The organism is Pseudogulbenkiania sp. AW2-16 (genome assembly GCF_056824575.1).
In genome coordinates this window covers 3,460,566-3,483,324 of the sequence record NZ_CP157668.1, presented here as the reverse complement: position 1 = coordinate 3,483,324, position 22,759 = coordinate 3,460,566, and the positions used below count along the sequence as shown (strand labels likewise).

The 22,759-nt window shown below is 68.4% G+C and carries 18 protein-coding genes and 1 riboswitch; of the genes, 3 read left to right on the top strand and 15 right to left on the bottom strand.

The annotated features are described in order from the left end of the window. Positions 1–10 precede the first annotated feature (10 nt). The 13 genes from ABKF58_RS16795 to cbiB form a co-directional block, all read right to left on the bottom strand. Positions 11–769 carry a cobalamin biosynthesis protein gene (locus tag ABKF58_RS16795; RefSeq protein WP_482582176.1) on the bottom strand — a complete coding sequence of 253 codons (759 nt, stop codon included), beginning with the start codon at positions 767–769 and terminating at the stop codon, positions 11–13. Next, positions 766–1,572, bottom strand: coding sequence for a precorrin-4 C(11)-methyltransferase (cobM, locus tag ABKF58_RS16790; RefSeq protein ID WP_482582174.1), 807 nt, complete (start codon positions 1,570–1,572; stop codon positions 766–768). Before cobM ends, ABKF58_RS16795 begins: the two co-directional genes overlap by 4 nt. Then, positions 1,569–2,300: a precorrin-2 C(20)-methyltransferase gene (gene cobI / locus ABKF58_RS16785; protein WP_482582173.1), complete on the bottom strand. Its 732-nt coding sequence runs from the start codon at positions 2,298–2,300 to the stop codon at positions 1,569–1,571. The genes cobM and cobI overlap by 4 nt, the downstream gene beginning before the upstream one ends. After that, positions 2,297–3,451 carry a cobalt-precorrin-5B (C(1))-methyltransferase CbiD gene (gene cbiD, locus ABKF58_RS16780; protein WP_482582171.1) on the bottom strand — a complete coding sequence of 385 codons (1,155 nt, stop codon included), beginning with the start codon at positions 3,449–3,451 and terminating at the stop codon, positions 2,297–2,299. The genes cobI and cbiD overlap by 4 nt, the downstream gene beginning before the upstream one ends. Then, positions 3,448–5,025, bottom strand: coding sequence for a precorrin-8X methylmutase (locus ABKF58_RS16775; RefSeq protein ID WP_482582169.1), 1,578 nt, complete (start codon positions 5,023–5,025; stop codon positions 3,448–3,450). Before ABKF58_RS16775 ends, cbiD begins: the two co-directional genes overlap by 4 nt. Continuing rightward, positions 5,022–5,723, bottom strand: coding sequence for a cobalt-precorrin-7 (C(5))-methyltransferase (locus tag ABKF58_RS16770; RefSeq protein ID WP_014086994.1), 702 nt, complete (start codon positions 5,721–5,723; stop codon positions 5,022–5,024). The genes ABKF58_RS16775 and ABKF58_RS16770 overlap by 4 nt, the downstream gene beginning before the upstream one ends. Positions 5,724–5,799: 76 nt before the next feature. Then, positions 5,800–7,761: a putative cobaltochelatase gene (locus ABKF58_RS16765; protein ID WP_482582167.1), complete on the bottom strand. Its 1,962-nt coding sequence runs from the start codon at positions 7,759–7,761 to the stop codon at positions 5,800–5,802. Continuing rightward, positions 7,758–12,041, bottom strand: coding sequence for a cobaltochelatase subunit CobN (locus ABKF58_RS16760; protein WP_482582165.1), 4,284 nt, complete (start codon positions 12,039–12,041; stop codon positions 7,758–7,760). Before ABKF58_RS16760 ends, ABKF58_RS16765 begins: the two co-directional genes overlap by 4 nt. After that, the gene (locus tag ABKF58_RS16755) at positions 12,038–12,367 is read right to left on the bottom strand and encodes a (2Fe-2S) ferredoxin domain-containing protein (protein ID WP_008954039.1); all 330 of its coding nucleotides are present in this window, start codon (positions 12,365–12,367) and stop codon (positions 12,038–12,040) included. The genes ABKF58_RS16760 and ABKF58_RS16755 overlap by 4 nt, the downstream gene beginning before the upstream one ends. Then, positions 12,364–13,416 (bottom strand): HoxN/HupN/NixA family nickel/cobalt transporter, encoded by a 1,053-nt coding sequence (locus tag ABKF58_RS16750; protein ID WP_482582163.1) that lies wholly within the window; start codon positions 13,414–13,416, stop codon positions 12,364–12,366. Before ABKF58_RS16750 ends, ABKF58_RS16755 begins: the two co-directional genes overlap by 4 nt. Before the next feature lie 103 nt (positions 13,417–13,519). Next, a riboswitch (cobalamin riboswitch) is annotated at positions 13,520–13,683 on the bottom strand. 77 nt (positions 13,684–13,760) lie between these two features. Then, the gene (locus ABKF58_RS16745) at positions 13,761–15,026 is read right to left on the bottom strand and encodes an MFS transporter (protein WP_482582161.1); all 1,266 of its coding nucleotides are present in this window, start codon (positions 15,024–15,026) and stop codon (positions 13,761–13,763) included. After that, positions 15,004–16,032 (bottom strand): threonine-phosphate decarboxylase CobD, encoded by a 1,029-nt coding sequence (cobD, locus tag ABKF58_RS16740; RefSeq protein WP_482582159.1) that lies wholly within the window; start codon positions 16,030–16,032, stop codon positions 15,004–15,006. The genes ABKF58_RS16745 and cobD overlap by 23 nt, the downstream gene beginning before the upstream one ends. After that, the gene (gene cbiB / locus ABKF58_RS16735; protein WP_008954043.1) at positions 16,025–16,963 is read right to left on the bottom strand and encodes an adenosylcobinamide-phosphate synthase CbiB; all 939 of its coding nucleotides are present in this window, start codon (positions 16,961–16,963) and stop codon (positions 16,025–16,027) included. Before cbiB ends, cobD begins: the two co-directional genes overlap by 8 nt. Before the next feature lie 134 nt (positions 16,964–17,097). On the opposite strand from cbiB, the gene ABKF58_RS16730 reads away from it, so the two are divergent. Further along, on the top strand, positions 17,098–18,567 hold the full coding sequence (locus tag ABKF58_RS16730) for a cobyric acid synthase (RefSeq protein WP_482582157.1): 1,470 nt from the start codon (positions 17,098–17,100) through the stop codon (positions 18,565–18,567). Between the two features lie 92 nt (positions 18,568–18,659). On the opposite strand, the gene ABKF58_RS16725 is transcribed toward ABKF58_RS16730, so the two are convergent. Beyond that, on the bottom strand, positions 18,660–19,184 hold the full coding sequence (locus ABKF58_RS16725) for a hypothetical protein (RefSeq protein WP_294863829.1): 525 nt from the start codon (positions 19,182–19,184) through the stop codon (positions 18,660–18,662). Positions 19,185–19,428: 244 nt separating this feature from the next. Here ABKF58_RS16725 and ABKF58_RS16720 point away from each other — a divergent pair, with 244 nt between their 5' ends. Further along, on the top strand, positions 19,429–19,641 hold the full coding sequence (locus ABKF58_RS16720; protein WP_008954046.1) for a DUF3460 family protein: 213 nt from the start codon (positions 19,429–19,431) through the stop codon (positions 19,639–19,641). Between the two features lie 128 nt (positions 19,642–19,769). On the opposite strand, the gene ABKF58_RS16715 is transcribed toward ABKF58_RS16720, so the two are convergent. Beyond that, on the bottom strand, positions 19,770–20,501 hold the full coding sequence (locus ABKF58_RS16715; RefSeq protein ID WP_482582155.1) for an SDR family NAD(P)-dependent oxidoreductase: 732 nt from the start codon (positions 20,499–20,501) through the stop codon (positions 19,770–19,772). A gap of 400 nt (positions 20,502–20,901) precedes the next feature. Between ABKF58_RS16715 and ABKF58_RS16710 the strand changes: the two genes are divergently transcribed. After that, positions 20,902–22,560: a thiamine pyrophosphate-binding protein gene (locus tag ABKF58_RS16710; protein ID WP_482582153.1), complete on the top strand. Its 1,659-nt coding sequence runs from the start codon at positions 20,902–20,904 to the stop codon at positions 22,558–22,560. Positions 22,561–22,759: the final 199 nt, after the last annotated feature.

Genomic DNA, 22,759 nt, shown 5'->3' with positions numbered 1-22,759 from the left:
CGCCGTGGCGTCATGCGGGTAATTCGGTAGGGCGGTCTTCGACCACGGCGACGGTGACACCGTCCAGTGCGGTCTTGGGCACGATCAGCCGTCCGCGCGGGCTCGCGATCAGCGCGCAGGGTTCGCACACGCCGGCCACGCCGACGTTCTGCTGCACCCAGTCGGACGGCTGGCCCACCCAGGCGCGCGCGGCGACGTCGGGCTGGGCGATCACGCGCAGCGGCAGCGCGTGGCGGGTACAAAATTCCAGCAGCCCGGCCTCGTCGGCCTTGATGTCGATGGTGGCGACCTCGCGCACTTCGGCCAAGGTGCGCCCGCCCAGCGCGGCCAACACCGCGCGTTCGATCTCGTCCGCCGACTTGCCGCGCCGGCAGCCGATGCCGAGCGTCAGCGGCTTCAGCGCCTCGGTGGCGGTGGTGACGGCCGGAATCGCTCCCGTCAGTCGTGCCACCTCGTAGGCGAGCGCGTTGGCGCCGCCCTCGTGGCCGGACAACAGCGGGATGGCGAAGCGCGCCGCCTCGTCCAGCACCACCAGCGCCGGGTCGGTGTACTTGCTCGCGGGCAGGCCGTCGAGATAGCGCACCGCGATGCCGCTCGCCATCACCGCCACCCAGCGCCGGTGCTGGTGGAAGGCGCGGCGGAACTGCTCGCGCGGGCTGTCGTCGGGGGCCAGCCACGGCCGGTACAGCGTCGCGCCCAGCGTATCGGCCAACCTTTGGCCCAAGGGCAGTGCGTCCGCGCGCACCAGCCAGATGGCGGTCTCGCTCACACCGCGTCCTTCGCCTTGCGCTTGCTCGGGCGCGGCGTCTTGCGGTCGGTGCCGTCGCGGAAGATGTGCGTGAAGCCGGCCGCGTACAGGCTGGATTCGACCCCGCCTTCCCGCGACAGTGCCGCGCCGACCAGCAGCAGCGTGGTCAGCAGCCAGTCCTTCTGCTTGACCTCGGACATCAGCTTGGCGAGCGTGCTGCGGTGGATGGCCTGGTCGGGCCAGCTGGCGCGTCGTACCAGCGCCACCGGGGTGTCGGCTGGGTAGTGCAGCAAGAGGTCGGCGATGGTGTGCTTCAGCCGTTGGCCGGACAGGAAGATGCACATGGTCGCCTGGTGTTCGGCGAAGCGGGCGATTGACTCCAGCTCCGGCACCGCCGAGGCGCGGCCGGAGACGCGGGTCAGAATGATCGACTGCGACACGGCCGGGCGCGTCAGCTCGCTGCCGAGCGCGGCGGCGGCGGCGGTGAACGACGACACGCCGGGCACGATCTCGTATGCGATGCCGAGCGCTTCCAGCCGGCGCATCTGTTCGGCGGTGGCGCCGTAGATGGCCGGGTCGCCGGAGTGCAGCCGCACCACGTCCTTGTCCTCGGCCAGGGCGCGGCGGTACAGCGCCTCCTGCTGGTCGAGCGAGAGTTCGGCGGTGTCGAAGATTTCGGCGTCGGCGCGGCAGTGCTGCAGCATCTCGGCCGGCACCAGGGAGCCGGCATACAGCACCATGGACACGGCGCCCAACAGGCGGCTGCCCCGCAGCGTGATCAGGTCGGCGGCGCCGGGGCCGGCGCCGATGAAATAGACTTTCATGGGTGGCGTTTCTCGCGGGCGGTTTTGCGGATCAGCATGGTGGCGAGGTAGCCGCTCGCGTCCGCGGTCAGGGTGGAAACGTCGTCGCACAGCACTTCGCCGGGCAGGCCGATGCGGCGCGCGAAGGCGCAGTGGCGGGCGATGTCCATCTCGTTCAACAGACTCAGCACGTCCGGCAGTCGCGCGCCGATCTTCATCAGCACCACGATGTCGTGGCTGTCGATGTCGGCGCGCAGTTCGGCCATGTCGTCCGGGCAGGGCAGGATCAGAATCCGCTCCTTGCCTTCGCCCAGCGGCCAGGACAGCGCCGAGGCGGTGGCGGCGAAGCTGGTGACACCGGGGAAGGTGGTGTGCGTGAGCCCGGGCAGCTTGTCACGCAAGGCCGCCAGCAAATAGCCGTAGGTGGAGTAGGTCATCGAGTCGCCGATGGTGAGGTAGGCAACGTGGCGCCCGGCGGAGAGTTCCTCGGCCACTGCTTCGGCCAACTCGCCGTAGTGGCTGGAGAGCACGCTGCGGTCCGGGTCCATCTGGAACTCGATCTCGCGGAATTTCTCGTCCGGAATCGCCAGACCCGCCAGGCACTGGCGCGCGACGGAAACCTCGCTGCCGCGCGCGCGCGGCAGGTAGATCAGGTCGGCCTGCTTGAGGGCTTCCAGCGCCGCCACCGGGATCAGCCCGGCCGGTCCCGGCCCGACGCCGACGCCGGTGAAGTGTCCGAGCGCGCTCATGCCGCTTCTCCCGAGGCGTCACAGGCGGCTGCGCCGAGCGGCGTGCCGTCCATGCTGAACAGGCGCACCGCCACGCGCTCGACGCTGGGCACCTTGGGCGCCATCAGCGCGGCCACGCGGCGCTCGATTTCCATCCAGTAGCCGCGCGCGTCGGCGTGTTCTTTTACTAGTTGCACTACGTTTTCCACGGTATTGGCTTTCTCAATCTGAGCGACGAGGTTGGCCGAAAAGCCCATCTCGGCGGCCACGGCGGCGACCGAACCCATCGCCATGCCGCTCTTGCTGGAATGGGTGTCCCACACGCCGTCGAGCAGCTTGGCGATCTTGCCGGGGTGGCCCAGCACCCACAGCGTGCCAAGCCGCGCCTGTTGTTCTTCCAGCGTTTGCTGGGCGTAGTCGAGCGAGACGCCGACGAAGTTGGCGATCTGCACCACTTCCTTCTTTTCCAGCCCCAGCGTGTCGGCGGCGTAGCCGCGTCCGATCTTGCCCGGGGTGAAGGCGATGGCGTCGGGGCCATGGCCCAGCGCCACGCGGATGTAGACCTCGATCGAGGCCATCCACGCCGCCAGCGACATCGGCTCGACGATGCCGCTGGTGCCGAGGATGGAGATGCCGCCGAGGATGCCGAGCATCGGGTTGAAGGTGCGCTTGGCGATCTTGTCGCCGTCGACACAGCCGATGGCGAGGTCGAAGCCGGGGTTGGCCGCACCCGCCAGCACCTCGTCCACCGCCCACTGCATCATCTGGCGCGGTACCGGGTTGATCGCCGGCTCGCCGGGCGGGATGCGCAGCCCCGGCTGGGTGACGGTGCCGACGCCGGGCGCGGCGATGAAGCGCAGCGTGCCGGTGTCGTTCACCGACACCTCGGCGAAAATGGTCGCGCCATCGGTGTTGTCCGGGTCGTCGCCGCCGTACTTCAGCACCTCGGCGCGCACCGCGCCGCTCGTCAGCCGTTCCACCTTTTCCACCGGCACCACCGGGTAGTAGTCCGGGTCCGGCAGGCTCACCTCGACTTCGCGCACCGCCTCGCCGCGCAGCAACAGCGTCAGCGCCGCCTTCGCCGCGGCGGTGGCGCAGCTGCCGGTGGTGCGGCCGCGGCGCAGGCCGTTGGGGGCGGGGGTGGCGAGGTCGTAGGGGCGGCGGGTGCTCATTGCTGTGCTTGCTGTTCCTGGTTCTGGCGCCCGACGTGCTCGATGGCCGAGATCATCAGCGCGTTGACCACGGTGGCCGCCCACGGCGAGCCGCCGCGCGTGCCGCGGTTGGTGATGCGCGGCACCTGCAGCAGGCGGGCCAGTTCTTCCTTGCACTCGCGCGTGCCAACGAAGCCCACCGGCAGGCCGACCACCAGTTGCGGGCGCCAGCCGTGCTCGCGCACCAGCCGCACCACTTCCATGATCGCGGTCGGTGCATCGCCGATGGCGACGATCACGTCGTTGCCAAACTTCTGCCAGGCGCGGCGGATGCCGGCGGCGGAGCGGGTGATGCCGTGGGTCTTGGCGAGCAGGTGAGTCTCTTCGTCGTGCACGCCGCACCAGGTCTCGACGCCGAGCTGATCCAGCACCGCGCGCTTGAGGCCGGTCTGCACCATGGTGACGTCGGTCACCACGCGGCGGCAGCGCAGCAGGGCGCGCAGGCCGATCTCGGTGGAGCCGGGCGAGAAAACCATGTCGTCCACGCTGCTGAAATCGCCGGAGGTGTGCACCAGGCGCTGCAGCACGGTGTGCAGTTCGGCCGGGATGGTCGACCAGTCGTAGCCGGCCTGGATGATGCGCATGCTCTCGGCTTCGATCGGGTGCGGCACGTAGGGCGGCCAGTTGTCGATCGGCGCTGGCGCGGCGTCGGTACGGCCGAGCAGCCCGCGCACCAGACCGTGGTGGCCCTGCTGCGGCGTGCCGACCTGTTCTTCGAAGCCGACGATCTGCACGCGGTACTTGCACAGCGCGCAGTTCATGGTGGCGCGGCCCTCGACGCCTTCCTGGGCGCGCTCGAGGAACACGTCGGCCACGTGCGGGTGCACGCCGAGGTAATCGGCCTTGAGCACCTCCAGCTCGGGGTGGCGCTCCGCCAGGTCGTCCGCGGCGGCGTAGATGCGCTTGACCAGCACGCCGTCGAACAGGAAGTAGGGCAGCACCACGATGCGCTTGTAACCCAGCAGGGCCGCGGCGCGCAGGCCGTCGGCCACCAGCGGCTTGGCAGTGCCGGAATAGCAGACGAAGGAAGTGCCGAAGCCCAGGCCTTCTTCCAGCATGCGCGTGAGCTTGGAAATCTCGGAGTTGGCGTCCGGGTCCGTGGTGCCGCGCCCGACCACGACCAGACAGGTGTCGGCGCGCGACACGGTCTGCGTGGATTGACCTTCGGCCTCGATGATGCGCTCGCGGCACAGTTGCAGCAGCTTCGGATGCAGGTCCATCGCCGCGCCGAAGTGGAACTCGGTGTCGGGATGGGCGCGCTGCAAGGCCAAGAGCTCGCTCGGCATGTCGTTCTTGGCGTGGGTGGCGGCGAGCAGCACGCCCGGCACCATCACCACTTTCTTGGCGCCGGCTTCGATCACCGAGGCTACGGCTTCATCGATGGTCGGCGTGGCGAATTCCAGGAAGCCATGCTCGACGGTGCGGCCGCCAGCGCGCTCGCGCAGCAGTTCGACCAGCGCCATGAACTCGTTGATCCCGTCCGGGTCGCGGCTGCCGTGGCCCGCCAGCACGATGGCGTAATCGTGGGTGCTCATTTGTGGCTCGGCTCGATCTGGCTGTCCATCGGGGCAAGGGTGCGGATCAGCATGATGCTCATGTCGGAGAAGCGCTGGTCGACGCACTCGGCCAGGGTGCCGTGCCATTCGGCGTCGCCGCGGGTGAGGTTTTCCCACACTTCCACCGGGTGCTCGGGCGGAATGCCGTTTTCCAGCAGGTAGGCGGCGATGTGCCAGGGCATGAAGGAGCGCGCCTCGTCCCACGGGCAGGGGATGACGATGGCGTTGCGCTGGTCCTGCAGCGCGTGCACCAGATGGCGCTTGAACGGGGTCAGGTCGCCGCGGCGGTGGAAGGTGATGAAGCTGGTTTCGTCGAAGCACACCTTGGCGCGCGAGGCCAGGATCTGTGCCGACGAGATGCCGGGGATGGTTTCGATCGGGTGGCCGCAGGCGCGCTCGACGCGCTCCAGGTACTGGAAGCCGCTGAAGTGGATGTCACCCATGAACACCACCACGCACTTCTTGCCGGCGTGGTGACGCTCAGCGACGATGTCGAGCTGCGCGACCTGGTCGCGGTAGCCCATCTGGATCACCTCGGCGGTGTCCGGGATCAGCGGGCGCACCACGTCGACCACGGCGTTGAAGCCGGCGACCACGTCGGCCTCGCGGATCAGTTGCGCCGAGCGTTGCGGCAGGTAGCCGATGTCGCCGGGTCCGGCGCCGATGCAGATAATCATGTCGGTCTTTCCTTGGTATTCCGTGGCGGGCGGGCCGGGTCGGCGCCCCCGCCGTTGTGATTCGTCGTTGTGGCCTTCAGCCCAGCCGCTGCCGTATCGTCAACGTCAGGCTTTCCGCCGACAGCGTGTCCAGCGGCAGGTATTCGCCCTGCAGTGCCGTGGCGAGTTCGCGCGCACGGCCCAGGCGCACATAGCCTTCCTCGGTGTCGAGCACCAGCGCCGGCGTGCCCTGGGCGGCCAGCGCTTCGGCCAACCCCAGCGCCTCGCGCCACGGGTCCTGGCGCGTGTCGAGCGCGATGTTGGCGCGGCCGTCGGAGAGTACCACCAACAGCGGCGTCAGATTGTCCGCGCGGGCGTGCCGCGCCAGCGTCTCGGCGGTGAGCTGCAAGGCGTGCGCCAACGGCGTGCGCCCGCCGGTGGGCAGCTCGGACAGGGCGCGTTCGGCCTGGTCGATCTGGCGCGTCGGCGGCAGCACCAGCTCGGCGGCGTTGCCACGAAAGGCGATCACCGCCACTTGGTCGCGGCGCTGGTAGGCGTCTTGCAGCAGGCCCAGCACGCAGCCCTTGACCGCTTCCATGCGGCGCTTGGCCGCCATCGAGCCGGAGGCATCGACCACCAGCAGGATCAGGTTGGCCTGCTTGCCGACGCGCACCTTGTCGTGCAGGTCGGCGCGGGTGACGCTGAAATCGTTCGGGTTGCGCAGCAGCGCGCTCTTGAGGGTGGCGTCCAGCGCGAGCTGGCTCGGCGCCTCGCTCGGCACGGCGCGCAGGGTGTGGCCGTGGCGCGTGCCTTCGCTGCTGCTGCGCCGTCCGCTGGCCTCGGATGCGTGCAAGGCGGCTACCTCGATGCGGCCGACGCCGGCGGGGGCGGCGGCGGCGAACAGCTGCTCGGCGGCGCTGCCCGGCTGGGTATTGTCGTCGGTGTCGTTGCTCGACGGTTCGGCATTGTCCGGTTCGGACTCGCCGCCGCGATTATCCGCGCTGTCCTGGCCCGAGGGCGGCTGCGATGCCGGCGGCGGGGGCGGCGGTTCGGACGCCTGCCGCGTCAGCTCGTCGAGCTTGTCGCGGTCCAGGCCGGATTGCTCGAACGGTTTCTTGCGGCGGCGGTGCGGCAGCACCAGCTCGGCGGCGTCGCGCACGTCTTCCGCCGTCACCTCGCGCCGGCCGTCGAGCGCGGCCAGCGCCCGTGCCGCCTTGTGCATCACGATGTCGGCGCGCAGGCTGGCGACCTCGAACTCGCAGCACAGCTGGCTGATGAAGTCGAACAGCGAATCGGGCATGACCACGTCGGCAAGCCCGGCCTGCGCGGCGTGCAGGGTCTGGCACAGCGCGGCGGTGTCGTCGGCCCAGCGCCGGGCGAAGCCCGCCGGATCGGCCTCGAACGCCAGGCGGCGGCGTACCACCTCGGCGCGGGTGGCGGCGTCGCGCGGCGCGCTCACGTCCACCATCATGCCGAAGCGGTCGAGTAACTGCGGACGCAGCTCGCCTTCCTCCTGGTTCATCGTGCCCAACAGCGTGATGCGCGCCGGGTGGCTCACCGACAGGCCTTCGCGCTGCACGGTGTTGACGCCCATGGCGGCGACGTCGAGCAGCACGTCGACCAGGTGGTCGGCGAGCAGGTTGATTTCGTCGATGTAGAGCAGGCCGCGATGCGCCGCCGCCAGCAGGCCCGGCTTGAACGCCTGCTGGCCGTGCTTGAGCGCCTTCTCGAAGTCCAGGCTGCCCAGCACGCGGTCTTCGGTGGCGCCCAGCGGCAGGTTGATGAAGGGCACCGGGGCGGCTTCCGCCGACGTGTCCGGGTCCTGGCAGGTCGGGCACTCGGCCAGCGGCGCGTCCGGCGCGCAGTTGAAGCCGCAGCCGGCGGTGCGCGCGATCGGCGGCAGCACCTCGGCCAGGCCGCGCGCGGCGGTGCTCTTGGCGGTGCCCTTGTCGCCGCGGATCAGCACGCCGCCCATGCTGGGGTCGACCGCGCACAGCAACAGCGCGCGCTTGAGCTGCTCCTGGCCGACGATGGCGACGAAGGGGTAGTGGTGTTTCATCGTTTCGGGTTCTCCCCGCGTTCTTCCAGCATCGCCTCGCTTTGCAGGTGCAGGTCGCGCAGCGCGGCGAGCGTGTCCGGGTTCGGCTCTTCCCACAGCCGGCGCTGGGCCGCTTCCAAGAGGCGTTCGGTGATGGCGTTGAGCGCCCACGGGTTGCTCTCGGCGAAGAAGTCCTGCATCTGCTGATCCAGCGCGTAGGTTTCGGCCAACTGCTCGTACACCCAATCGTCCACCACGTGCGCGGTGGCGTCGTAGCCGAACAGGTAATCGACCGTGGCGGTCAGCTCCAGCCCGCCTTTATAACCGTGTTTCTGGATGCTGGCGATCCATTTCGGGTTGGCTACGCGCGAGCGGAACACGCGCAGCACCTCCTCCTTCAGCCCTCGCACTGCCGGGTTGTCCGGGTTGTGGCTGTCGCCGAAGTAGTGGCGCGGCTGGCGGCCGGTGAGGCTGCGGATGGTGGCGATCATGCCGCCGTGGTACTGCAGGTAGTCGTCGCTGTCGAAGATGTCGTGTTCGCGGTTGTCCTGGTTGTGCAGCGCGACTTCGACGCCGGACAGCCGATGGCGGAAATCGGCGCGCGCGTCGGTGCCGTTGTCGCGCTGGCCGTAGGCGTAGCCGCCCCAGTTGATGTAGGCGGTGGCGAAATCGGCGTCGGTTTCCCAGTTCTGCTCGTTGATCAGCGGCAGGATGCCAGCGCCGTAGGTGCCGGGCTTGGAGCCGAACACGCGGTAGAGCGCGCGTTGGCTCGCGGCCTCGGTCGGCAGCCCTTGGAACAGATCGTGGCCCAGGTCGGCGAGGTAGTGCTTGCGCACGAAGTTCTGCTCGACCGGTTCATCCAGCCGCGCCACGGTGTGCACCGCCTCGTCGACGAGGTGGATCAGGTGCGGGAAGGCGTCGCGGAAGAAGCCGCTGATGCGCACGGTGACGTCGATGCGCGGGCGGCCCAGTTCGGCCAGCGGGATCACCTCGATGCCGGTGATGCGGCGGCTCTCGGCCTGCCAGCGCGGACGCACGCCCAAGAGTGCCAGGATTTCGGCGATGTCGTCGCCGTGGGTACGCATCGCGCTGGTGCCCCACACGCTGATGCTGACTGTCTCCGGCAGGTGGCCGGTTTCCTTGCGGTGGCGCGCCAGCACTTCGTTCGCCAGCTCGGTGCCGATGCGCCAGGCGGCTTGCGAGGGCAGGCTGCGCGGGTCGACCGAGTAGAAGTTGCGGCCGGTGGGCAGCACGTGCGCCATGCCACGGGTCGGCGCGCCGCTGGGGCCCGCCGGCACGTAGCCGCCGGCGAGGCCGTGCAGCAAGTTGGCGATCTCTTCCGTGGTGCGTGCCGGGTTGGGCACCAGCTCGCGGCAGACGAAGGCGAGGGTGGTCTTGATCGCGCCGGTGTCGGCGCTGCCGGGCAGCGCTTCGGCCAACGTTGCGTCGATCACGCTCGCGTCGAAGCCGTGTTCGGCCAACGTGGCCACCGGGCGGCGGCCCAGCGCATTGACCGCGTCGAGTGCGTCGGCACGCGTCACCAGCGGCGTGCCGGCCAGCGCCTGCAGCCGCGGCGGGACATTTTCCAGCCGCTTGCCCTTGTCGTCCTGCAGCCCATTCCAGTTCATGCCCAGCGCCGCGGCGACGCTCGCCGGCAGGCTGGGGATGGCGAGGTTGGGCAGGCGCACCAGCGCGCACACCATGTCCACCAGCGCCTCGCCCTGCGGCACCTTGCCGAGGATGTGCAGGCCGTCGCGAATCTGCGCCGCGCCCAGTTCGCACAAGTAGCCGTCGATGTCCTCGATCAGGTGGGCAACGTCCACGCCTTCCATCTTGGCCAGGGTCAGCGGCACGCCGTCCTCGTTCAGCGTGGCGTCCCACTCGTGGTGGTGGTCATGGTCGTGATGATCGTGATCATGATGGCTATGGTGATGATGGTCATGGCCATGACCGTGGTGGTGGTCGTGTCCGTGGCTGTGCGGCTTGGCGGTCGTCGGACGGTACTTGCCGCCGACGCTGGCCGCCGCGCTTGTCTGCTTCAGGGCGGGCTTGGCCGGCTGCATCCGGTACTTGCTGGCTGGTGTCGCTGCTGCGTGCGGGTGAGTATGCTCATGCTGGTCATGATCATGTTCGTGATGACCGTGCTCGTGACCGTGATGGTGGTGATCATGATGCTCGTGGTCATGCCCGTGATCGTGGTCGTGGCCCAGCATCGCCGCCAGATCGCTATCGAGCTTGGCTTCCTTGATCAGGTCCCAGATCTGCTGCTGCAGCAACGGCAGCTTGGCCGGGTCGAGCATCTCCACCTGGTAGTACTCGTCCACCAGTTGCGTGAGCTGCGCCAAAGGCCCATAGGTGTCGGCGGTGGTCATCGGTGGCGTGAGGTGGTCGATGATCACCGAGTGGGCGCGGCGCTTGGCCTGCGAACCCTCGCCCGGGTCGTTCAGGATGAACGGGTAGAACATCGGCAGATCGCCCAAGAGCGCGTCCGGGAAGCAGTGTTCCGACACGCCCACGCCCTTGCCCGGCAGCCATTCCAGCGTGCCGTGCTTGCCGACGTGGACGATGGCGTCGGCTTTCCAGTCGTCGCGCAGCCAGCAATACAGCGCGTAATAGTGGTGGGTCGGCGGCAGGTCCGGAGTGTGGTAGATCGCGTCCGGGTCCATGCCGTAGCCGCGCGGCGGCTGCAGAGCGACGAAGGCGTTGCCGAACTCCAGCCCGGCGAACACCAGTTTGCCCTCGTGCACGTAGGCGCTGCCGGGCGCCTCGCCCCAGCGTTCCAGCATCTTCTGCTGCAGCAGGTCGGGCAACTGACCGAACCACTCGGCGTAGCGCGCTGCCGGCACGCTGGCGATGGCTTTGCTTAATTGATCCGCCGTCAGGTAGTCCTCGTCGTAGGCGCCGCGGTCGATCAGCTCGTGGATCAGCGCGTCGCTCGATTCCGGCAGGCCGGGCAGATGGTAGCCCTGCTCGCGCATGGCGTGCAGCAGGGTGAACAGCGAGGCCGGCGAATCGAGGCCGACGGCGTTGCCGATCTGCGAAGCCTTGCTGTTGGAATTGGTGAAGATGAAGGCGATGCGCTTCTGTTCAGCCGGAATGCGGCGCAGCGCCACCTGACGCGCGGCGATGCCGGCGACGCGGCGCACCCGGTCCGCCAGCGGTGCGTAGTGGGTCTCGTCCTCGTCGTGCTTGAACGACATCGGTACGCTGACGATGCGGCCGTCGAACTCCGGCAGCGCCACGTTCATCGCGGTGTCGAGCGGGTTGAGCCCCCGCTCGGAGGCGTCCCACTGCTGTTGGGTCATGCTGCTGGTGATGGCCTGGATCACCGGGATGTCGAGCCGCTCGAACGCCGCCACCGACCAGCCGGCGGCGGTCGGGCCGTCGGCGTTGACGTCGCCCATGGCGAACGACGTGGTGTTGATCAGCACATCGATCGCGGGAACCCCGGCCATCCTGCTGCGCGAGTCGATTGCTGCGTTGCGCGGTGCTCGCTCCCTCGCTGTACCGTTTGTACTATCTCGGTCGCTGTGCTCCGGGCGCCTTGCACTCGACTCGCTCGCGACGGATGGACGAGGTTCCCAAAAAAACTGCAGCGCCGCCGGCATGCCGGTCTCGTCGAGCGTGCGCAGCGAGGCGGTATAGACCGGCAGGGCGTTGAGCCGGCGTTCGGCCAACATGTCGACCAGCAGGTCGATGAAGCGGGTGTTGCCGCTCATCCAGTGCGCGCGGTAGAAGGTGATGCCGACCGTCGGCCAGTCCGGCTGGCGGATCGCCGCCCAGTCGTCCAGCGTGGCGAGCCCCGACAGCTCCGGGTGGTAGATGCCGTGCTCGGGCAGCGGGGTGGGCGGCTGGTAGCCGAAGCCGCTCATCAGGAGGCGGTCGGACAGGCAGCGCAGCAACTGCGCCATGTTGCCGCTGCCGCCCGCCTGCAGGTAGGCGGTGACCTCGTGCTGCAGCGCCGGCGGCACCGAGGACAGGGCGGCGAGTTCGGGGTCCGGCTCGCCGGTGCCGCTCACCACGATCAGCGCGCGCTCGTGGGCTTTCGCGTCCTTCAGCAGTTCTTCGAAGCCGGGGATGGTCTGGGCGCGGCCCAGCACCCGCACCACCAGGATGCGGGTATCGGCAATGGTGCCCGCCAGCAGCGCGGCCATGCGCTCGGCGCTGTCGACGGTTTGCAGGTTGACACCGGCCACCGGCACGAAGCCCTCGGGCAGCTCGGTCTCGGCGCGGTGCAGCGCGGTGAGGTCGGTGCCGGCGTGGGTCAGCAGCACGATGCCGCCGCGGTTGGGGGCGCTCATGGCTGCTCTCCTTGTTCGATGTCGCCGATGCCCAGGCGGTGGAACACCAGTTCCTCGACCGGGCAGCCGCCCGCCAGGTGCTCGTGCACGATGCGCTGGACCGCCGCCGCGTCGACTTTGCGGTACCACACGCCGTCCGGATACACGGCGACGATCGGGCCTTCCTTGCACACCGCGAAGCAATGGGTGCGGGTACGTTTGACGCGCAAGCCCTCGCAGGCGTCGATGGTCTGGCCCAGCGCCTTGAACATGGCCTCGGCCTCGACGCCGTTCTCGGTGCAGCGCGGACCGGTGCACATCAGCACGTGTTTGTAATGGGTTCTCATAGACTGTCCTGTGCCTTGCCGTAGCGCACTTCGTAGCCGCGCCACCGGTAGATGCCGGCCGAAACGGCCCAGCTGGCGATGAAGATGCCGATCACCAGGTAGCCGAAATGGGCCAGGCTCTCGTTCAGCAGGGCGACGCCGTCCCAGAACGCGCCGGTCAGTTGCAGCTGGCTGGCCAGGAGGCCCAGCGCCTCGATGCCGCCGATGCCGAAGGCGACCAGCACCGAGATCGTGGTGATGGTGAGGTTGTACCAGAGCTTGCGCAGCGGATTGACGAAGGCCCAGCCGTAAGCGCCCACCATCAGCATGCTGTCCAGGGTGTCCACCAGCGCCATGCCGGCGGTGAACAGCACCGGGAACACCATGACGTTCCACAGCGACGTCCCCGCCGAGGCATGGGAGGCGGAAACGGAAAACAGGCCGATCTCAGTGGCGGTGTCGAAGCCCAGGCCGAACAGAAAGCCGATCGGGAACATGTGCCAGCTCTTCGTCACCAGCCGGAACAGCGGCCGGAACAGCCGGGCGAGCAGGCCCTGTCCCGACAGCAGCAGGTTCATCTCTTCGGCGCTGACGTCCTCGCCGCGCTTCACGCGCTGGAAGTTGCGCCAGACGCCCTTGAGGATCATCAGGTTGGTGAGGGCGATGGCCAGCAGGAAGAAGGCCGAAATGCTGGTCGAGACGAGGCCGCCGAGGGTCTTGAAGGCGGCGAAGCGGCTTTGCAAGGCTTCCGTGGTGGTGACGATGATGGCGACCGCCAGCACGATCAGCGCGGAATGGCCGATCGAGAAGAAAAACCCCGCCGCGTAGGGCTGCTTGCCTTCCTGCATCAGCTTGCGCACCACGTTGTCGATGGCAGCGATATGGTCGGGATCGACAGCGTGGCGCAGGCCGAACAGGTAGGCCAGGAGCGCGGTGCCGAGCAGTGCCGGCTGCGCCGAGAAGGCGGAAAACGCCCACGCCCAGGCGAGCAGGTTGGCGATGAAGAGGAACGCCAGTATGCCGACGAGGCGGCTACGGCCGCCTGGCCGGCTGGGATGATGCGACGTCATGTTGTTGATTGCCCTCGAGCTGGTTACGTCGCCACAGGCGAGGGCACGAACTGCCCAAGGCGGTTCCTGCATTCCCCCGGTGCACCCCGCCCGGCTTCTGCCTGTGTCGACATCGGTGACGGCCGGTCTCCTGGCTCGCGCTTCACCGCCTGACGCCGCCTTCCCGGATTGCTCCAGTGGCATCGTGGCGCCGGCTCATCGCTTACAGTTGCGGGGGCAGCCGTGGCATCGCACCACGTTCCCGTCACCGTCACTTAGGGGCAGGATGATACGTGAGGGCGGCGGGCTTGTGAACAAACGCGGCGATGCCGTCCGGCTGTGCCGCGCGATGAGGGGCGCTCGTGTCAGCGGGGAGTCGTATGCGTTTCCTGCAGGCGTAGCGCGGCAATCGCCCCGGAAAGGAATGTCAGCCCGGCTACCAGCCAGATCGCGCTGGCCATGCCGAACAGGTCGGCCACCACCCCGGACAACAGGGCGCCGATGGCGTAGCCGAGGTCGCGCCACAGGCGGTACACCCCCACCGCCGAGGCCCGCCAGCCCGGATGCGCCACGTCACCGATGGCCGCCAGCAGGGTGGGGTAGACCATCGCCGTGCCGATGCCCAGCAGCACCGCGCCGGCGAGAAAGCCGGAGAAGCGCAGGCTGCCGGCGGTGACGACGATGCCGGCCGCCTGCAGCCACATGCCGGCCACGATCAGCCCCTTGCGGCCGATGCGGTCGGACATGGCCCCGGTCACGAGCTGGCAGCCGCCCCACACCGTCGGGTAGACGGCGGCCAGCCAGCCAATCTGCGTCAGGCTCATGCCGGCGGCGGCGAAGGCCAGCGGAAACAGGCCCCAGGCCATGCCGTCGTTGAGATTGTTGACCAAACCCGCCTGGCAGATGGACGACAGGTTGCGGTCCTGCCAGCTGGTGCGCCAGAAGATCGTCCCGGGCGAGGGCAGGCCGGGGTGGGCGTCCGGCCGCTGCAGCGCTTCGTGCCGGGCATGGGCGTGCGTCTCGCGCACCGCCAGCAGCGACAGCAGCAGGCCCGCCAGCACGAAGGCCACGCCCAGGTAGAACGGCTGCGGCCGCAGCCCGTAGCGGGCGGCAAGCCAGCCGGTGGCGAGCGCTGCCGCGCCGACCGCGACATAACCGGCGAACTCGTTGATGCCCATCGCCAGCCCCCTGTTGAGCGGGCCGGCCAGGTCGATCTTCATGATGACCGTGATGGACCAAGTCAGGCCCTGGCTCACGCCCAGCAGCACGTTGGCCAGCAGCACCCAGTTCCAGGACGGCGCCCACATCAGCAGGAACGGTACCGGCGTGGCGATCAGCCAGCCGGTGACGAGGATGGTCTTGCGGCCGTGCACGTCGGCGAAACGGCCGGCGACGTAATTGGTCAGCGCCTTGGAGACGCCGAACACCACGATGAAGGCGAGGATGGCGGTGTGCGCCGCCAGATGGAACTCCCGCTCGGCGATGGCGGGGAGGATGGAGCGCTCCATGCCGACCATGGCGCCGACGAAGGCGTTGACCAGCACCAGCAGGCTGAACTGGGCCAGGTTCGCCCGCAGACCGAGCCGGATGGCGCGGGGCGGGCCGCCGTTAGCGTTGCGTGTTGTGTTCAAGGTCGGTGCATGCCTCCTCTTGAGGTATACACCAACCCTCCAGCGCGGCCTCCAGCCGCGACCAGGCGGCCTCGCTCGCCGGCAGGCCGAAGCGGACGCTGCCGGTTTCGGCAAAGAGGCGGATCAGGATGCCGCGGCGGGCCAGGAAGTCGTGCAGCGCGGCGGCGGCGGGGTGCGCCAGCCACTGGAACAGCGTACTGCCGCCATCGGGGGCGAGGCCGTGCGCGGCCAGCAGCCGGGCGAGCCGGGCGCTGTCGGCGACCAGCCGCTCGCGCGTGCGCGCCTGCCAGTCCGTGTCCTGCAAGGCCAGCCGCACCGCCACGCGGGCCGGCCCGCTCAGCGTCCACGGCCCGAGTTCTTCCTGCAGCCGGGCGAGCAACTCGCGCCCGGCGAACACGAAGCCGGCTCGAGCGCCGGCCAGGCCGAAGAACTTGCCGATCGAGCGCAGCACGATCAGCCCCGGCACGCCGATGCGCGGCAGCATGCTGTGCTCCGGCGTGCAATCCATGAAGGCCTCGTCCACCACCAGCCAGCCGCCGCGCACTGCCAGCCGGGTGCGCCAGGCGTCCAACTGTTCCGGCGTGGCGGACCAACCGGTCGGGTTGTTGGGGTTGCAGACCAAGAGCACGTCGAGCGTATCGAGCGCCGCGTCGATGCGCTCCGGCGTCAGGCGCACCACCTCGTGGCCGTGCCGTGCCCAGGCGTGCGGGTGTTCGGCGTAGGTGGCGGCCAGCAGGCCGACCCGGCCGGGCGGACGCAGCCGCGGCAGCGCCTGGATCGCCGGTTGCGAGCCGGCTACCGGCAACAGGGAGTCACAGCCGTAATACCCGGCGGCGGCGGCCTCCAGCCCGTCCGCCGTTTCCGGCAGGCGCTGCCGGGCGAATGCCGGAATCGGCGGCACCGGCCAGCCGTGCGGGTTGAGCCCGGTGGAGAGGTCGAGCCAGTCCTCCACCGGGATGTTGAAACGGCGCGCCGCCGCCAAGATGCCGCCGCCGTGGTCAAGCATTGAGGCCTCCCGTCACCAGCGCCAGCAGCAGGCCGATGCCGACCCACAGCCACAGACCGCGCTGCACCAGGCGCACGGCGCGGCGGATGTCGCCGCAATCCGGGGCGCGTTCCAGCCCCAGTGCCGGACGCGCCTTGAGCTGGCCGTGGTAGCTGGCCGCACCGCCCAGCGCCACGCCCAGCGCGCCGGCACCGGCCGCCATCACCGGGCCGGCGTTGGGGCTGTACCAGGTCGGCGCCTGCGCGCGCCAGCACGCCCAGCCGGCGCGGCGGTCGCCCAGCGCGATATAGGTCAGCGCGGTGAGCCGCGCCGGAATGAAGTTCAGCACGTCGTCGAAGCGTGCCGCGGCCCAGCCGAAATGCAGGTAGCGCTCGTTCTTGTAGCCCCACATCGCGTCCAGCGTGTTGGCGAGCCGGTACAGCACCGCGCCGGGCGCGCCCAAGAGCAGGAACCAGAACAGCGCGGCGAAGATGGCGTCGCTGCCGTTTTCCAGCACCGATTCGATGGTGGCGCGCGCCACGTCCTGCTCGGAAAGCTGCGAGGTGTCGCGGCTGACGATCATGCCGACGCGCTGGCGCGCCAGAGGCAGGTCGTGCCGCTCCAGCGCCTCGATTACCGCCTCGGCGTGCTGGGTCAGGCTCTTGGCGCCGATGGCGAGGTAGAGCAGCACCACGCTGTAGAACACGCCGATGAAGGGCAGCCAGGCCAGCAGCGCCGCCAGCAGGGTGAACGGAATCAGGAGCAGGGCGATGCCGATCGCGCCGCGCAAGCGCATGCACTGCTCGGTTTCCTGCGCCGGGGCGGCGGGGTAGAGCCGGCGTTCCAGCCAGCGCACCAGCTTGCCGAAGCCCACCAGGGGATGCCAGCGCGGCGGCTCGCCGAAGAGTTTGTCGAGGAGAACAGCCAACAGCAGAAAAACGGGGGAAGTCACGAAGTGCGCCTATATAATTCCGGTTTTGCCGGTCGATGACGTTGCGCTGAAGCACGCCGCGCATCGATCACCATCAATACGAAAGGCGTCATTCTAGGATGATCGTCAGGAAAAAGCGCGCCCGGAGTCAAACCATGCCAGCCAAAACCATCATGATCCAGGGTACAACCTCGGACGCCGGCAAGAGCACGCTGGCCACCGGGCTGTGCCGCCTGTTGGCGCGTCGCGGCATCCGTACCGCCCCGTTCAAGCCGCAGAACATGGCGCTCAACAGCGCCGTGACCGTCGACGGCGGCGAGATCGGCCGCTCGCAGGCGGTGCAGGCGCAGGCCTGCGGCGTCGAGCCGCACACCGACATGAATCCGATCCTGCTCAAGCCCAACAGCAACGTCGGCTCCCAGGTCATCGTGCAGGGCAAGGCCATCGGCAATATGGAAGCTTCGGTTTATCACCGCTACAAGCCCGAGGCGATGAAGGCGGTGCTGCAATCGCACCAAAGGTTGGCCGAACACTACGACTGCATCGTGGTGGAAGGAGCGGGCAGCCCGGCCGAGATCAACCTGCGCGAGGGCGACATCGCCAATATGGGTTTTGCCGAGGCGGTGGACTGCCCGGTGATCCTGGTGGCCGACATCGACCGCGGCGGCGTGTTCGCGCACCTGGTCGGCACGCTGGCGCTGTTGTCAGAATCGGAACAGCGCCGCGTGGTCGGCTTCGTCATCAACCGCTTCCGCGGCGACCTCGCGCTGCTGCAGCCGGGGCTCGACTGGCTCGAACAGTACACCGGCAAGCCGGTGCTGGGCGTGCTGCCGTATCTCATGGGGCTGCACATCGAGGCCGAGGACAGCCTCACGCGGCAGAACGCGCCGGGCGGCGCGCGCAGCACCGAGCGCCTGCGCGTGGTGGCGCCGGTGCTCCCGCGCCTGAGCAACCACACCGATTTCGACCCGCTGCGCCTGCACCCGCAGGTCGAATTGACCCTGGTCGGGGCGGGGCAGGCGATTCCGCCGGCCGACCTGATCGTGCTGCCCGGCAGCAAGAACACCCGCAACGATCTGGCCTGGCTGCGCGCTAACGGCTGGGAGCCGGCGATCCGCCGCCACCTGCGCCTGGGCGGCAAACTGATCGGGATCTGCGGCGGCTTCCAGATGCTGGGGCGCGAGCTGCACGACCCGCTCGGGCTGGAGAGCGAGGCCGGCAGCACGCCGGGGCTCAATCTTTTCGACATGGCAACCACCCTCACCGAGCACAAGCGGCTGGAGCGGGTGGAAGGGCGGCTCACGGTGGCGGATGCCGCGGTGAGCGGCTACGAAATCCACATGGGGGTGTCGAGCGGCCCGGCGCTGGCCCGCCCGGCGGTGAGCTTGGCCGGCGGCGGCGAAGGTGCCGTGTCGGACGACGGCCAGATCCTCGGCACCTATCTGCACGGCCTGTTCGACCACGCCGAGGCCTGCCGTGCACTGCTCGCCTGGGCCGGGCTGCAAGAACCGCTGCCGCTCGACTACCGCGCCCTGCGCGAGCAGCACATCGACCGCCTGGCCGATTCGCTGGAACAGCACCTTCGGCTCGAGCGCCTGGCCGGGCTGCTGCCGCTGTCGCGCTGATCCGCCGCTGAACATGCTTCTTCGGCCAACGTTGGCCGAAGCCGGCAGGCATGGAAAAGCCCGGGGATGCCCCGGGCTGGGTGTTTGCTCGGTCAGCGAGCCATTTCCGACATGTCTCTGTCGGGTTCTTTACGTTCCAGTTTCAGGTAGGCATCTGCCGCCACAATACCGAATACCAGGTGGGCGATCAGCGTCGTCCAGCTGCGGGCTTCCGCGAACCACGGGAAGAACTGGGTCATGCCGTAGAAATTGACCACGTAGATCACGAAACCGAACACCACCCCTACCGCCGAGGCCATGCCCCAGCTCGAGTCGAAGTGGAACGGTGCCATGATCAGACCCAGGATCAATCCCATGCCGATAGCCAGCGCAAAGTGCACGATCAGGGCAACCACCGTGATGCCGATATTGAACATCGCCGGCGACCCCAGTGCCGAATTGCCCATGACGATGGCGGCGATCATGTGAGTAGGAGCCCATGGGCTGCCACCCGCCATAACCATGGCCAGCATGTCCAGCAGCAGGAAAACCACACCTGCCAGAACCCCAGCCAGCGACGCCGCCCGCCAGTCGGGCAGCCGATGTGTCAGCTGATGCGAATGCATGTGAAGATCCATAGCAAACTCCTTTCAGCACTCAATCGAACGGGGCGCACTCTGCGCCTCTTCTTAGACTGGCCAAAAAGGCAAAAGTGCACGGTGCAACAACTGTTAATCAAAAATAGTTCCTTTGTTTTCAGTGGATTGGGATTGTAACGCATGTCACTATATGCGGATGGAACGGGAACCACCCCGACTGGAAAAATCTCTAACCTAGTGGCGGTTTTTCCCGCCATGGAAGTTGTAACGGGAGGGTGAGACGATGATTGCCCCGAGGGAACCGTACCGGGTGGGTCATTCCGGCTACGTATCGCCGTTCACCGAGTTCATGGACGGCTTTCTTGCCGAACATCCGGAAGTCGTCGAGGACCAGCATCACGGCTGGTATCTCTTCTGGGATCACAAGGCCGATTTCGAGGAATGGAAAGAAGCCAGGACGGATAGCGTGCCGGTAAAAGGGTACGACTATTTCTGATGCGCATCCCCCGTTTGAATGGCCATGCCAGGATTGCACGCACAGCGGCATGGTCAAGCGGGGGGTGCGTTTTTTTGCCTCTGCCGGCACGCGTCCCGTTGGCTTGCGGTGACCGGTCTGGACCGGCCTCAGAAGCGCTCCGTCCAGGGGCGCAGGTCCAGTTCGTGCGTCCAGGCGCTGCGCGGCTGACGGTAGAGCTGGTAGTAGGCCTCGGCGATCGCCGCCGGGTCCAGCATGTCGTCGGGGTTCGGCGCGGTGCCGAGTTCTCCTGGTGACTGCGGTCGGATGTGGCCGTCGAGAACCACGTGAGCGACGTGGATGCCCTTGGGCTGCAACTCGCGCGCCATGCTCTGCGCCAGCGCGCGCAGGCCGAACTTGCCCACCGCCAGGTTGTGGAAGCCGGCGCTGCCGCGTAGGCTGGCCGTCGCCCCGGTGAACAGGATGGTGCCACCGGCACCACCGTTCTCGATGCGCGCCACCATGCCGCGCGCCGCGGCGCGCCCGACCAGAAAGCCCCCCAGACAACCCACCCGCCAGCAGCGCTCGAACTCCTCGCGGCTGGTGTCGAGCAGACCCGCCGGGGCAAAACGCCCGGCGTTGTACACCACCAGGTCCGGCTCTCCTAGGTCGCTACGGATATTCTGGAACAGCGCCTCGACCGCCGCCTCGTCGGTAGCATCGCAGCCGTAAGCCCGGCCGGCGTGATGCACGCCGGTGCAGTCGGCCGCCAGCCCTTCCAGCTTGTTCACGTCGCGCGCCACCAGTGCCACGTGCATCTCGGCGCGGGCGAAACGCTGTGCCAGGGCGCAGCCCAGACCCGGGCCGACGCCGACGATCACCGCAACCTTGCCTGTATCCATGGTTCACTCCTGCCTGTCGCTGCTTTCATCTTAGAACCCGTTCGCCAACTTGCTGCGGCACCTTCGCACGGCGTGTTCCTGCATGAGTGCAGGAGGGGTGGAGGTGCTATTCCTTTGCCGCGCTATTCTTGCCTCGCCCCGTCAACGCCGGGAGCCACCGATGCCGGGTTCCGCTACGCCTGACTCCTCCGACGCTCCTGCGCGGCAGAGTGAATCCATGGCCGAGTTGATGAGTTTCCGGAATGAGCTAAGCAAAATGCATCGCTTGAGCACGCCACGGGGAAGGCAGAGACTGAGCACCGGTTTCGCACGATCACACCCCACCCGGCGAACGAGAGCAGGTCGCGGCGCACCACGCCGCGTCAGGATTGCGGTTCATGGAAGATTAGAGAGGATTGCCATGCAGGACATCGAGGCACCGCGTAACGGCGGGCGGATTCTGGTCGAATCACTGGTCAAGAACGGGGTGGAGGCAGTGTACTGCGTGCCCGGCGAGAGCTACCTGCCGGTGCTCGATGCCTTGCGCGACGAACAGGGCGTGCGCACCGTCGTCACCCGCCACGAAGGGGCGGCTTCGTACATGGCCGATGCCTACGGCAAGCTCACCGGGCGCCCCGGCATCTGCTTCGTCACGCGCGGGCCGGGCGCCACCCATGCCAGCAACGGCGTGCACACCGCGATGCAGGATTCCACCCCGATGATCCTGTTCATCGGCCAGGTCGAGCGCGGCTTTCTCGGCCGCGAGGCGTTCCAGGAGGTCGACTACGTCAGGATGTTCGGCGGCCTGGCCAAGTGGGCGACGCAGATCGAGAGCATCGAGCGCATCCCCGAAGTGGTGGCGCGTGCCTTCAGCGTGGCGATGTCGGGCCGGCCAGGGCCGGTGGTGGTGGCGCTGCCGGACGATATCCTGTTCAGCCAGGGCGTGGCGGGGCCGGCGGTAGCGGCACAAGCGGTGCAGGCCGCGCCGTCTCAAGCCGACATGAGCGAATTGCACCGGCTCCTGAGTGCTGCCCAGCGCCCCTTGCTGGTAGTCGGCGGCAGTGGCTGGAGCACGCCAGCCTGCCGGGCCTTGCATCGCTTCGTCGCGGCCAACGCGCTGCCGGTGGCCACCGCCTTCCGCCGCCAGGACCTGTTCGATAACGACGACCCGCACTACGTCGGCCATCTCGGTTTCGGGCTGTCGCCACAGTTGGCCGAACGGGTGCGCGGCGCCGACCTCATCCTCGCCATCGGCACCCGGCTGGGGGAAGTCACCAGCAACGGCTACACCCTGATCGCCAGCCCGCAGCCGGCGCAGACCCTGATCCACGTTCACGCCGACCCGGAAGAATTGGGCCGGGTCTACCGCGCCCGCCTGCCGATCAATGCCGGGATGCAGTCCTTCGCCGGAGCGCTTGGCGAACTGCCGCCGCTCGATGGCGATGCCTGGCGGCAGTGGACGCAAGATGCCCGTGCCGAGTACCTGGCCTTCAGCACCCCGCCCGCGACCTCGCCCGAACACCGCGGCGTCGACATGGGCAAGGTGATGACGCACTTGCGCGAAGTGTTGCCGGCCGACGCCATCGTCAGCAACGGCGCCGGCAACTACGCCGTCTGGGTGCACCGTTTCTACCGCTACCGCCGGCCCGCCACCGAGCTCGCGCCGACCAACGGGGCCATGGGCTACGGCCTGCCGGCGGCGATTGCCGCCAAGCTGCAGCACCCCGAGCGGCAGGTGGTGTGCTTCGCCGGTGACGGCTGCTTCATGATGTACCCGCAGGAACTCGCTACGGCGCGGCAATTCGGCGCGGCGGTGGTGGTGATCGTGGTCAACAACGGCATGTACGGCACCATCCGCATGCACCAGGAGCGCGAATACCCTTCACGCCCCTTTGCCACGGATTTGCAAAACCCGGATTTCGTCGCGCTGGCGCAGGCATTGGGTGCGCACGCCGAAGTGGTGGGACGCAGCGAGGACTTCCCGGCCGCGTTCGCCCGCGCCACCGAGGCCGGCGGTCCTGCGCTGATCGAGCTGAAGGTCGACCCGCGCCAGATCACGCCGCAGGCGCGGCTGCCCTGAGAACCCGTTTACGATCTGCTGCGCGTCGGCGAGACGGCGTTAAAGCCGTCTTCGGAATGCGCATTTACCACGTGTAAACGCCGCTTCCTCAGCCGTTTTTGCCTTGTCTCGCTCTAGCCCGCGAGATCGTAAACAGGTTCTGAGCGCGGTTAGCCCCGTCGCGCCCGTGCCGGAGGCGGGGTTGGCCGAAGCCGGGAAG

Excerpts from the sequence above, each read along its gene's own strand:
- cobD (WP_482582159.1), bottom strand. The coding sequence starts at position 16,032 with ATGCTTGACCACGGCGGCGGCATCTTGGCGGCGGCGCGCCGTTTCAAC.
- cobI (WP_482582173.1), bottom strand. The coding sequence starts at position 2,300 with ATGAGCGCGCTCGGACACTTCACCGGCGTCGGCGTCGGGCCGGGACCG.
- ABKF58_RS16710 (WP_482582153.1), top strand. The coding sequence starts at position 20,902 with ATGCAGGACATCGAGGCACCGCGTAACGGCGGGCGGATTCTGGTCGAA.
- ABKF58_RS16765 (WP_482582167.1), bottom strand. The coding sequence starts at position 7,761 with ATGAAACACCACTACCCCTTCGTCGCCATCGTCGGCCAGGAGCAGCTC.
- cobM (WP_482582174.1), bottom strand. The coding sequence starts at position 1,572 with ATGAAAGTCTATTTCATCGGCGCCGGCCCCGGCGCCGCCGACCTGATC.
- cbiD (WP_482582171.1), bottom strand. The coding sequence starts at position 3,451 with ATGAGCACCCGCCGCCCCTACGACCTCGCCACCCCCGCCCCCAACGGC.
- ABKF58_RS16715 (WP_482582155.1), bottom strand. The coding sequence starts at position 20,501 with ATGGATACAGGCAAGGTTGCGGTGATCGTCGGCGTCGGCCCGGGTCTG.
- ABKF58_RS16730 (WP_482582157.1), top strand. The coding sequence starts at position 17,098 with ATGCCAGCCAAAACCATCATGATCCAGGGTACAACCTCGGACGCCGGC.
- ABKF58_RS16720 (WP_008954046.1), top strand. The coding sequence starts at position 19,429 with ATGATTGCCCCGAGGGAACCGTACCGGGTGGGTCATTCCGGCTACGTA.
- ABKF58_RS16775 (WP_482582169.1), bottom strand. The coding sequence starts at position 5,025 with ATGAGCACCCACGATTACGCCATCGTGCTGGCGGGCCACGGCAGCCGC.
- ABKF58_RS16760 (WP_482582165.1), bottom strand. The coding sequence starts at position 12,041 with ATGAGCGCCCCCAACCGCGGCGGCATCGTGCTGCTGACCCACGCCGGC.
- ABKF58_RS16770 (WP_014086994.1), bottom strand. The coding sequence starts at position 5,723 with ATGATTATCTGCATCGGCGCCGGACCCGGCGACATCGGCTACCTGCCG.
- ABKF58_RS16725 (WP_294863829.1), bottom strand. The coding sequence starts at position 19,184 with ATGGATCTTCACATGCATTCGCATCAGCTGACACATCGGCTGCCCGAC.
- ABKF58_RS16750 (WP_482582163.1), bottom strand. The coding sequence starts at position 13,416 with ATGACGTCGCATCATCCCAGCCGGCCAGGCGGCCGTAGCCGCCTCGTC.
- ABKF58_RS16755 (WP_008954039.1), bottom strand. The coding sequence starts at position 12,367 with ATGAGAACCCATTACAAACACGTGCTGATGTGCACCGGTCCGCGCTGC.